Source organism: Neobacillus sp. WH10 (assembly GCF_030123405.1).
Lineage (GTDB): Bacteria > Bacillota > Bacilli > Bacillales > Cytobacillaceae > Neobacillus.
The window spans coordinates 2,510,991-2,521,843 of the sequence record NZ_CP126110.1 but is presented as its reverse complement, the minus strand read 5'-3'; the positions used below and the strand labels follow the sequence as shown (position 1 = coordinate 2,521,843).

Sequence of the window (10,853 nt, the reverse complement as noted above, 5' to 3'; positions counted from 1 at the left end):
CCCTACGAGCTACATCCCAATATGAACCTAATATCGTCAGTATAAGAAAAATAGAAGCTCAAGTTGAATTGATGCTTGAACTTCTATAGTGTTTTTCTAGGTAAATGTGGTATCCGAGTACTATTCCTTAGTTAACAACGCACAGCATTCCACATGACTAGAGTATTTAGAATAGACAAATTCACTTTTGAGCGGTGTTCACTTATTACCACTTGTAGTAACTAGCCATACATCAAAATGCTCCTTACCAAAAAACAGATAATTTCTTACCATAATTTTAAGAAACGAAATCAATGGGTCTAGTAACAACAATGGATATGGATGGAAATGGCTGATCCGGCGGCTAAAATCGATAAAGTGGGGACATTCTCTACTATTCAGCCTTGGCAATTTAGGGCTCGATAAACTAAACCGGCATCCTTATTAGGACCAGCACTATGACCGATGAGTAACCCTAGCAAACTTCTAAGGGTGATTTCCTTTATGATTCGGCTGCCAATTTAGGCGGCCTTTTTTGTTGAGACAAACGAGATGGTTCCTTAGAATAATTAATTTTCCGTGTACTAAGTATTTAAGAAGGAATCCAAGGAAATCGGAGTTTGTTCCTCGCCTTCCAATTGTTTTTCAATATCTTTAAATTCTTCCTCTAATTCGCTTAAAGTCCATTCATAAAGGTGCTTGTTATTTATTTTATAAATCCCTGATTTTATGAGCTCATCAATTAATAGATGTCTTTTTTGCTGAAGCTCATTTTGTTGTATTTGATTCATCAATTGAACCCTCCACCCATTAGACTTAAAGGCATTATAGATAGGATTTACCCCAAATTTTGTCGAAATACCCATAAATCACATTCATTTAATGGAATTGTTAACATTTTTTAATGAATGAAAAAAACTGGGGTAATCGTCTGATGTATTTTGGAAAAATTTCATACCCTTAAGCTGCATAGGTTGGCGGAAGGTATTGACTTATGGTAATGAAAAATCTGATAACATCACCCTTGCCATCCACACACCGGAAGTCACTAATTGCGAATAGCCATAATGTTCACTTTGTCCAATTAATAAGGTCCTCCCACCTTTGTTTTTTCCTCGAGCAACAGTACTTTAATTTTTACTAAACCAAATGATAAAATAATAGAATGATAGTACATAAACGTTTAGACTACCTCTGGGAATTTATTGAGGGAAAGTTGTATAGATGCTGAATTTCATAAATATCTAGTCTCTTTAATAAAGGGGCGAGGGTAAAAAATTTTTATAGATAGAAGGGTTTTCCTTGATTGATCTTTCAAAAAAACATGACAGCAAGGTGCTTCGTTTTTCAATAACCGTTTTATCTGCCTTTATCGGTGGTCTTGTTTTTTCCATGATTCATACACCGATTCCATGGTTGCTTGGACCAATGGCGGCTGTTTTAATTGGTTCCAAATTTGGAAAGTTTCAATATTATTGGCCGTCATACATTCGAGATACAGGATTGATTATTGTTGGGTATTCGATCGGTTTGTCTTTCACGAAAGAGGCTCTTCTGCAAATCATGGCGAAACTCCCTTCCATGCTGTTAATGACCGTTTTATTAGTTTGTTTTTGTGCTGGAATTGCCTTTGTTGTTTCCAAACTTACGGGAGTGGATTATCCAACTGTACTTACTGGCAGCATTCCTGGAGGACTATCGCAAATGATCATTTTTGCAGAAGAAATGAAAGGCATCGATATTACCACGGTTACGTTCTTGCAAGTGGCCAGATTAATAATGATTATTTTCTTCGTCCCATTTCTCATTTTGGGACCGTTTTTTAACCATCCACCTACTCATACTGCTTTGGATTTAGCAGAAAAGACGGTACAAGACACTGTTCCTCTTTTTCCCAATATCATTTTGTTTACCTTAATTTGTGTGGTTTGTGCTTTTCTTGCTAAGAAATTGAAATTTCCTACACCGTTTATTTTAGGTCCAATCCTAGGAACAGCGGTTGCCACGATTTCAGGGCTGCAGGGACCCGCACTTACGACTCCGATTTTGGATGTATCCCAATTTATGATTGGCGGGTACATCGGTTTATTATTGAAGCCCGAAAAACTGGAGCATAAGGCAAAAATAATTACCCTAGCACTGCTTAGTGGTTTGCTCATGATTGTGGGCTCTACGGGTTTAGGCTTGTTGCTTGTTCATTTTTATGATATAACACCTTCCACAAGTTTATTAAGCTTGGCACCCGGCGGAATGGATCAGATGGCCATTCTTGCCCACGAAGTCCACGCCGATTTATCCATGGTAACTGGATACCAATTATTCCGGCTCTTTTTTATCTATTTTGCTATACCGCCGCTCCTAAGATTGTTTTTTAAAGCTAGAAATAGAAAATCGAGGAATGCAGCTTGATTCCGCTTTCCTCGATTTGTTTTCTGAAACAGATTAAGTAAACCTTAATAGGCATTTTTAATTAATTGTTGAAGTTTTTGACTGAGTTTTTCTTTTAATTTTCCATGTTTCTCCTCTGAATAATGAAATTGGGCATCACACCACATCTCACTGGAATACTGCCAAACAGGCATCGGTTTTCTTTCATCCGCTTCCCAATCATAGCGAGGAAATATATGGGCATGCAAAAATACATCTGTGTTTCCATAAATAGAATAGTTAATTCTTCTAGGATTACACACTTCTTGGATCACATCACCAATTAAACTCATATCGAGAAGATACTCACTTCTTTGTTTATAATCAAGATCATTTAATGTGCTGACTTTCTCAAAAGGTAAAAGGAGGCAATAGCCCGGAAGAAATTGAGTATCTCCGATCACAGCAAAGCCACTTTTTAATTTGGCTAATACCATTGGGTTTTCCCCGCGATGTGCTGATGCAATCCTATCATTTTTCCAATTATCATTTATCATTGTATTCATTAGGGCCTCCTAGATTTGGATAAATGAATCTTCTATATATGATTGGACATCTCCTGCTTTTAAACATTCTGTATTAAATAAACAAAGGCCTGTTTCTGAATTATTGGTTGGGTTAGCTAATGATTACGGAACAGAAGATCCTTTTTTCTTTTATAAATATATTCATATTTGGATTTATATACAAAAAAAGGAACTCATTTGAGTCCCCTATCTTTTATAAGAATTATCATTTTATTAATGTTTTAGTACGTGACTTGTTCTGAATCTACTCCCATTGCTGCAACACTAACACGTCTTTGCTTTCGTTTAAAAACGATTTTAGACAATAAAATACTTATTTCAAATAACAAAATTAGCGGTATTGCTACTGAAATATGAGAAAGTATTTCAGGAGGAGAAATCATTGATGCAATGATTACCAAGATAAAATACAAATATTTCCTTAGCTTGACTATTTGAAACGGATTTACTAGGCCAATTGTTGTCAATAACATCATGACAAGCGGTAATTCAAAAGCAATTCCAAAGGGTAATGTCATGTCTAACAAAAAACCGAAATATTTTTCAGCTGTAAAGGAAGTTGTAAATAGATCATTCCCCATATTCGTTAAAAATCTCATAATATTCAGAAATACAAAAAAGTACCCAAATGCTAAACCACCAATAAAAAGGAAAAATAATGCCGGAATATAGGATAATGCAGCCTTCCTTTCAAAAAAGGCTTTAATGCTGGTTTAATAAATAACCATATTTGCCATCCAACTACGGGGATGGTTCCAGCAACAGCAACAACAGTTGCGATGTGGAAATAAATCCAAATAATATCACTAGGCCCTAAAACCATTAGTTAATAACCAAGATTCCCCATGAAAAAGAGATAAATATTTTTAACATAAACCATAGCTAGAATAAGAAATATTACGAAACCAAGTGCTGAAATGATTAATCTTTTTCGTAACTCCTCCATATGCTCAATTAAATTCAGTTCTTTATCTTTCAAAGGTTCACACCTTTCTGTTTACAAGTTGAATAAATTCATTTTTTTCATCATGAATTATATAGTATCAATGTTTTTTTCAATAAAATTTTGTATCATCCTAATTCTGGATTCAGTCTCAATGTAGGTCTTATTCGGACAGGGCAAGGTGGAGAAAGCTTGGGCCTGTCTGAATCCAGGTCTTATTCGGACAAGGAAAGGCAATAAAAGCTTGGGCCTGTCGGAATACATGGCTCATTCGGACAAGTCATGGCAATAAAAGCTTGATCCTGTCTGAATCTAGGTCTCATTCGGACAAGGATAGGCAAAAAGTGTGGAAAAATTAATTTTTATAATAAACTACGTTTAAGAAATTCTAATTCCGAAAATACATAAAAAAAGCAATGCGATTTAAGTTGACTCGCATTGCTTTCTTTGGCAGATTTACATTCGCGTTTTAGATTCATTTTGGATAAAGAATATCATCGATGATCCCGTACTCTTTTGCTTCCTCAGCGCTCATGAAGTAATCCCGATCCGTATCTTTTGCCACCTTATCAACCGGCTGACCGGATCGCTCGGAAATGATTTGATTTATATGTTCTTTAAGCTTTAAGATTCTTCGGGCGGAAATTTCAATTTCTGTTGCCTGCCCTCTTGCGCCGCCCAATGGCTGATGAATCATAATTTCGCTATTTGGCAAAGCGTACCGTTTTCCCTTTGTGCCCGCCAGCAGTAGCATCGCCCCGAATGAGGCAGCCATCCCGGTGCAAATCGTTCGAATATCCGGCTTAATGTATTGCATTGTATCGAAAATGGCAAATCCTGCTGAGGTTGATCCACCTGGGCTATTAATATAGAGAGAAATTTCTTTATCAGGAGCGTCTGCAGCTAAAAATAATAACTGGGCTACCACACTATTGGCGGTATGGTCATTTATTTCTTCCCCGATGATAATAATTCTGTCCTTTAATAATCGTGAATAAATATCGTAGGAACGTTCACCGCGGTTTGATTGTTCGATTACATATGGAATGGTACTCATCTAAATCCTCCTTGAAGCATTTTTGGCTATGCCGCCATACAGAGAGTGCTTGTAGGAGAGAAGGTTTTAATAGGTTGTAATTTCGAATGGATCTTAGTCACTTCGTTCATGCTTATTATGGTAGGAATGAATTCAATCAGGTCAGTTGGGTCTTGATTTTTCAAGGCATCATAAAAAATGTCCGACAGCTGCTCCCTTTCTTCCACATCCCAAAAGGACTCGGCTGAAAAGGATTGATCCTCTTTTTCAAGACGCTTTCTCACCCGATGAAGACTAGCTTTCACAGCCATTTCAGTGGTGTTTAACAAATCCGCTATTTCTTTCAATTGATATTGAAACGCCTCTTTTAGCATAAAAATAACGGCTTGCTTTGGGGTAAATTGCTTCAGCAAAAGGTCGACTGCATGTGTCATATCATCAAGTTGATTTGTTAATTCATGAATCTGATGGTCCAAATCAGCTTCAATCGTCTCATTTTTTCTTTTTCGCAGCAGATCCACCCAATGATGATAGGCGATTTTATTTAACAAAGCAGAACTCATTTGCTGCTGGTGATATTTTAATGCCTTTAGATAAGTCTCCTGTGCGATATCGTCTCCATCCCAAGAGTTTTGCGTTAGAAAACGACAATATCGCTGTAATTTTGGATAATATTCAATCCACAACAGATCATCCTGTTGTGAACTTTCTCCGCTATAATGGCTAAGCTTGCGTGACATCATTTTCACTCCTTTTGCACTCTCTACCCTAATAACGTTTCGAGAGTGATGAAAAGATACGGGGTCATTATCTTTTTTTTAAATATTATATGCTAGTTGAAAAATTTATCACATGAAACGATGGATTGATATTTGTTTTTCTTTATTTTTTTCATAGAGCTTATTAACCATATCTTCCTTTATGGCTTCTTCAAGACTTATCTTCCGTTTTTTGATCGAGATTGTAAAGAATAAAATATTGATTGTCATATCCTTCCCCCCTTTTTTAAAGGTAACTAATTTAAAACGACCAGTCGGTTTATTTTATTATATTTTCCATCCTTAAAAATTGTCAATAATAAAAGGTTACTTTTCCATTTTTAGGCATGTTAAACCACTTCTGAATCAAAGCGACATAAAAAAAGCAGGTCTGTTTTTGCCTGCCTTCTTGTCATCTACACTTTCACTTTTTCCAAAAATAGCTGCTTCATCTCGGTTAATACTTCTTTATAGGGATAATCGTTATAAATTGTTTGAAAGAATACTCCATCAATCATCGACCAAAAAAGGTTCGCCATCATCTCCGGATTCAGATCAAGGTTGAACTCCCCTGATTCCTGCCCTTCTTTTATGATCCCTGCAAAAAGTTGGATAAAGAAATGATTTCTCCTTGCTGATAATGTCTCCATTAATTCCTTATTTCTGGCTGCATACAGTTTAAATTCATTGTGCACGATTGTTTTGCCTTGCCAATTATTGCTCGACACGTCCACTGATAAGTACACATCAAATAGATAATTCATTTTTTCAATTGCACTATGGCAGGCTGACAGGTCTTTTGTTAATATTTCAAATGTTTCCTCTGTATCTGTGATCATTAATTCTAAATATATTTCATCTTTACTTTTAAAATAATTATAAATTGCTCCTTTGCTAATACCTGAAAGCTCAACAATGTCATCAATGGTCGCTGCTTGAAATCCTTTCTTTGCGAAACATGCCAGTGCACTTGAAAGGATCTCCTTCTTTTTCTTTTCTTTGTATGATTCTGAAACGATTGGCGGCATTTTTTACCTCCATTTATAAGTATAGTAATTTGGTTGAATAGTCTTAGTATAATTAAAACATATATCAATCTTCTACACCAAAGCAAATATATTAGAATGAAATGGACTGGTAAGGATAAATGAATTCGTATTGGATTTCAGTTTACATAATAATATTATATTTCCCTAATAATACATAGAATTCGAAATCCTTAATCTGTACAGGATTCGCATAAAGAGTGTCGGAAGACATTATTTCGTAACAAATTTTGAAAGCGCTTAGTTTCCTTTCAACGCTGAAGACTACTTTTAAAAATAGTAGAGTTTTTTCGTATGAAGATATTTGGAGAATTTTGATGAAAAATAATGATGGACTATTTTAATAACCCTGATATAATCTCATATAGAATACTAATTATTTTAAAGGTGGGCATTATGGGAAACACTTGTAGATATGTTGTCAACGCACTTGGAAAAGGTGGGGAAACATATTATACGCATTGTAAAGATAAACATGAACTACAGAAATGGATTCATAACAATCGTGAAAAATTAATAATGGACGAACTAATTATCACGGATAAAAACCAAAGTCTATTTTCTAAATGGTTTGGTCAAAAAAAATTATTCTAACAACGAGACGCTATTCTTTAAGGGATGGCGTCATTATTTTAGTATTTTAGTAGAATTGTTTGGATTTTTTTGCGGAAGGTCTTAAATAATTTTTCTATAGAGGTGAACTTATGGCAAAAGAAGCGGTTCAAGAATTGGGGTTTAATTCTACTTCAAACGACAGTAAAAATGATGTCAGAGTAAACAATCATTTCAGTTTGACCATTAATTTCGGAGATTCATTGAACTTATTAGCTTTGCTTGCAGGTATATATATTATTAGAAGGATCACCAAAAATCAGAAAAATAAAGCAAAAAAAATGTAATGGCAGAAAAACACCATTACATTTTTTTTATTTAATTCTCTAATTCTCTTAATTTCATTCGTAATTCAATTATCACTACTCAAAAGTTAGTAATGGTGCCTGACACCATTACTAACCTACACAACTTCTTTAACTTGAATATTGATGAATTTCCGTTTTTGGATGTAGATGAGTCTGATGGATAGGGCTATTCCTGCAGCTAGTAATCCGATTGTTAATCCGATCCAGTAGCCTCTTGCTCCCAGACTGGTGAAATTAGCCAGCAGATAGCCAACTGGTAAACAGATTAGCCAATATGCGATTAGGGTCATGATAAAAGCAAGATTGACGTCTTTATACCCTCTTAATGCCGCCTGCGCCGTTGCCTGGATAGCATCCGATATTTGAAAAAACAACGCAAAAATTAAGAAGTTTGCTGTTAAGCTGATAACAGCTGTTTCATTTGAATATAAACCAGCAACCTGGTAGCGGAATGCGACGACTAATATACCAGTACCTGTGGCAATTAAGATAGCGAGCAACACGCCTAACCAGCTATACTGTTTCGCGTCTTTATATCGTTTTGCCCCTACTTCATAACCGACTAGAACAGTTAACGCTGTAGAAATACTAATCGGAATCATGTATAAAAATGAAACGATATTTAACGCCGATTGATATGCGGCGATCGTGGTGACATTAAACTTACTCAACAGGATCATAACAACGGCAAACATACTTGTCTCGAAGAAAGTAGAAAGCCCCATCGGTATGCCGATTTTTAAAATTTCTTTACACTTATCCCAAGAAAATTCCTTCAAATTAGCAAACACTGAATAAGAAGAAAATGGATCCTGTGTTTTTACGATAAACAACGTCATCCCCATGATAACCCAGTACGTAATGGACGTAGCATATCCTGCTCCGGCACCTCCAAGCTCTGGGAAACCAAACTTTCCAAAGATGAACGCATAGTTCAAAAAGAAATTGATTGGTAAGGACATGAGCATGATAACCATAACCACACGTGTTTTTCCTAATGCATAAATAAAAGATCTTAACACGTTAAAAATGAATAATGGTAGAAGTCCATAACTAAGACCTGCCAAATAATCAAAGGCCGTTTTCTGAACACTGGCAGGCAGCTTCATTTTATCTAAGATGGGATCTAAAAAGAAAAATCCAAGAATGATGACAATGAATGCGATCATAACGGAAAGGTAAATTCCATGCCTCACAACAGAGGAAACCTCGTTGCTCTTCTTTTCCCCGAACCGTTGGGCAGCAATCGGCGAGACTGCAAGAAGAATACCACTAATTCCGTTAAAAATCGGACTCCAAATCGATGAGCCGATCGCTACTCCCGCTAAATCGGAGGAATTATATTTACCTGACATGATCGTATTGAAAAATACCATCGAAAACATACCAAGTTGTGTGATTAAAATCGGGATTAACAAGACAAATATTTGCTTTGTTTTTTCTTTAATTGTAAATGTTTGATTCATAATTCTGTTCTCCTTGAAAAATAACTCCGAGATTTCATTATACGCGATTTCCGAATAATATACCTCAAATAATTTTCAAACCCCTAATGTGCAGGCTTTTTGTAACAACGTCGGTTGGAGATTTATATCCCATAAAAATAAATAGGACCTCCGAGGAAGTCCTATTTTTTAATAATTTTGGACGGATTATTAACTTTATACAACACTGCTGTATCTACTACGAATTCTTCAGGTGCGTCCTTTCCTTTACCCATTTTTTTTGCGGCAACCTTACCGTCAAATTCAAGCAAATCCCCTGCGACTAATTCGAATTTTTTCAGAGTTTTACTGTGACTGCACCAGGCTAACCCAAGGTCTAGTGGATTATCCTGGACAATTTGGACATTCTCTAAAACAACCACCTCATCATTTTCTTCGTTAAAAGGATTGTATACAAGTGAGAACTGTTTAACCTTCGCTGTAAAATGAACTTTTTCCGCAGGAAGCTCAAGCTTTGGTGCCTTCTCTTTCTTTGGCTTCGCTTCCTTAGCAGATTTAGCCGCCTTTTCCTTTTTTGGAGATTCTTTTGTATTAACCGTTTCAGTTTCAGATGGCACGATTTCCTTTACTGAAACTTGCACTGTGCCTGACGTACTATCTAAATCCTCAAGCGCCAATAGGCTTTCTTTTCCAAAGCTTGACTGCTGCATTTCTTTTATATAGGCTGGGTGGATACAGCTCAGATTTCCATCTTGAAATTCAATTACAATGGTGTTATATTCTACTCCCCCACCGTACACCTCATATCCTTTAATGGTAACAAGTCGATGATTGCTTCGATCCTTATACCAAAATTCCCGTTTCGCTTCTTTAGCGGACGATAGTCCCCACTCCTTAAGCTTTTCTTTATAATGGTCGTCATCACGAAAAACTTCGAAGTCCCCTTTTGGCGGAATATATTGCGTCAAATCAGTTTTATCTATTTGAGCCCTTGGGATCACCATTCCTACACTTCCTTCCTCTATGTATGTTTATTTGATTATATCATTTCATGTAAAGAATGATAATTTTCATCAAAGCAATCCTATCCTATACAGCAAGAAGCTCCGAGGGGTTGATTTTATCTATGAAAAAAAGAAGCCCCAATTGGTTTATTGGTTCATGTTCCATGCTCATTTGTTGAGCTTTTCTATTGAACAAGGTGCGGAACGTTGCAAAAACCGAATCAGTTTAGCCGTTTTTTGAGCATAAAAAAAGACTCTGCGAGAGAGTCTTTTTTTTGTTAGCTAATATTATGCTTTACGAACGTTAGAAGCTTGTGGTCCGCGTTGACCTTGTTCTACGTCAAAAGTAACTGCTTGGCCTTCGTCTAAAGATTTGAAGCCTTCGCCTTGGATTGCTGAGAAGTGTACGAATACGTCATCTCCAGCTTCGCGTTCGATGAATCCAAAACCTTTTTCTGCATTAAACCATTTTACTTTACCTTGTTCCATGTGTGTTTCCTCCTGCTGTGTGCACCGCACACAATGTGTTACTATCCTTGCTCAAATCTTCAAGACAGAAAGCAGTAATCACTTTAACGTTCTTGCCGACTCACAAAAATAATTCTTCTTAAGTATAACAGAAACAATAAGATAAAGCAAACTCCTATACAGAAAGGATGATTCTATTATAGAAAAAGATATCGAATTTGAATTTAGATTGTTTAATTTTTTAAATATTCCGAAGTTCTTAAATAAAAAAAATTATCCTGTAGATTCATGGTTTTTGGT

The 10,853-nt window shown here is 36.1% G+C and carries 13 protein-coding genes and 1 pseudogene; 3 read left to right on the top strand and 11 right to left on the bottom strand.

The features are described from left to right. Positions 1–563: 563 nt before the first annotated feature. On the bottom strand, positions 564–770 hold the full coding sequence (locus QNH20_RS11960) for a Fur-regulated basic protein FbpA (RefSeq protein ID WP_283923101.1): 207 nt from the start codon (positions 768–770) through the stop codon (positions 564–566). A gap of 511 nt (positions 771–1,281) precedes the next feature. Between QNH20_RS11960 and QNH20_RS11955 the strand changes: the two genes are divergently transcribed. After that, entirely contained in the window at positions 1,282–2,388 is a 1,107-nt protein-coding gene (locus tag QNH20_RS11955; RefSeq protein ID WP_349632709.1) for an AbrB family transcriptional regulator, read from the top strand. 44 nt (positions 2,389–2,432) lie between these two features. On the opposite strand, the gene QNH20_RS11950 is transcribed toward QNH20_RS11955, so the two are convergent. The 7 genes and pseudogenes from QNH20_RS11950 to QNH20_RS11925 all read right to left on the bottom strand — a co-directional run bounded on the left by QNH20_RS11950 (position 2,433) and on the right by QNH20_RS11925 (position 6,698). Further along, complete coding sequence (locus QNH20_RS11950) at positions 2,433–2,912, bottom strand: HIT family protein (RefSeq protein WP_283923100.1); 480 nt, start codon at positions 2,910–2,912, stop codon at positions 2,433–2,435. 242 nt (positions 2,913–3,154) lie between these two features. After that, a complete protein-coding gene (gene tatC, locus QNH20_RS26955; RefSeq protein ID WP_349632718.1) occupies positions 3,155–3,577 on the bottom strand; it encodes a twin-arginine translocase subunit TatC in 423 nt (140 codons plus the stop codon). Next, a pseudogene (locus QNH20_RS26950) lies at positions 3,565–3,879 on the bottom strand (twin-arginine translocase subunit TatC). The gene tatC and the pseudogene QNH20_RS26950 overlap by 13 nt, the downstream one beginning before the upstream one ends. Positions 3,880–4,351: 472 nt before the next feature. After that, on the bottom strand, positions 4,352–4,933 hold the full coding sequence (clpP, locus tag QNH20_RS11940; RefSeq protein WP_283923099.1) for an ATP-dependent Clp endopeptidase proteolytic subunit ClpP: 582 nt from the start codon (positions 4,931–4,933) through the stop codon (positions 4,352–4,354). Between the two features lie 26 nt (positions 4,934–4,959). Continuing rightward, positions 4,960–5,655 carry a sigma-70 family RNA polymerase sigma factor gene (locus QNH20_RS11935; RefSeq protein WP_283923098.1) on the bottom strand — a complete coding sequence of 232 codons (696 nt, stop codon included), beginning with the start codon at positions 5,653–5,655 and terminating at the stop codon, positions 4,960–4,962. Positions 5,656–5,760: 105 nt separating this feature from the next. Beyond that, on the bottom strand, positions 5,761–5,901 hold the full coding sequence (locus tag QNH20_RS11930; RefSeq protein WP_283923097.1) for a YrzI family small protein: 141 nt from the start codon (positions 5,899–5,901) through the stop codon (positions 5,761–5,763). A 185-nt stretch (positions 5,902–6,086) separates the two neighbouring features. Then, entirely contained in the window at positions 6,087–6,698 is a 612-nt protein-coding gene (locus QNH20_RS11925; RefSeq protein WP_283923096.1) for a TetR/AcrR family transcriptional regulator, read from the bottom strand. A gap of 414 nt (positions 6,699–7,112) precedes the next feature. On the opposite strand from QNH20_RS11925, the gene QNH20_RS11920 reads away from it, so the two are divergent. Continuing rightward, positions 7,113–7,310: a hypothetical protein gene (locus QNH20_RS11920; protein WP_283923095.1), complete on the top strand. Its 198-nt coding sequence runs from the start codon at positions 7,113–7,115 to the stop codon at positions 7,308–7,310. A 110-nt stretch (positions 7,311–7,420) separates the two neighbouring features. Beyond that, the gene (locus QNH20_RS11915) at positions 7,421–7,615 is read left to right on the top strand and encodes a hypothetical protein (protein ID WP_283923094.1); all 195 of its coding nucleotides are present in this window, start codon (positions 7,421–7,423) and stop codon (positions 7,613–7,615) included. Positions 7,616–7,731: 116 nt separating this feature from the next. Here QNH20_RS11915 and QNH20_RS11910 read toward each other — a convergent pair whose 3' ends face one another. The 3 genes from QNH20_RS11910 to QNH20_RS11900 all read right to left on the bottom strand — a co-directional run bounded on the left by QNH20_RS11910 (position 7,732) and on the right by QNH20_RS11900 (position 10,574). Further along, the gene (locus QNH20_RS11910; protein WP_283923093.1) at positions 7,732–9,102 is read right to left on the bottom strand and encodes an MATE family efflux transporter; all 1,371 of its coding nucleotides are present in this window, start codon (positions 9,100–9,102) and stop codon (positions 7,732–7,734) included. Positions 9,103–9,263: 161 nt separating this feature from the next. Further along, on the bottom strand, positions 9,264–10,085 hold the full coding sequence (locus QNH20_RS11905) for a hypothetical protein (RefSeq protein WP_283923092.1): 822 nt from the start codon (positions 10,083–10,085) through the stop codon (positions 9,264–9,266). Positions 10,086–10,373: 288 nt separating this feature from the next. Then, on the bottom strand, positions 10,374–10,574 hold the full coding sequence (locus QNH20_RS11900) for a cold-shock protein (RefSeq protein WP_024027764.1): 201 nt from the start codon (positions 10,572–10,574) through the stop codon (positions 10,374–10,376). Between the last annotated feature and the right edge of the window lie 279 nt (positions 10,575–10,853).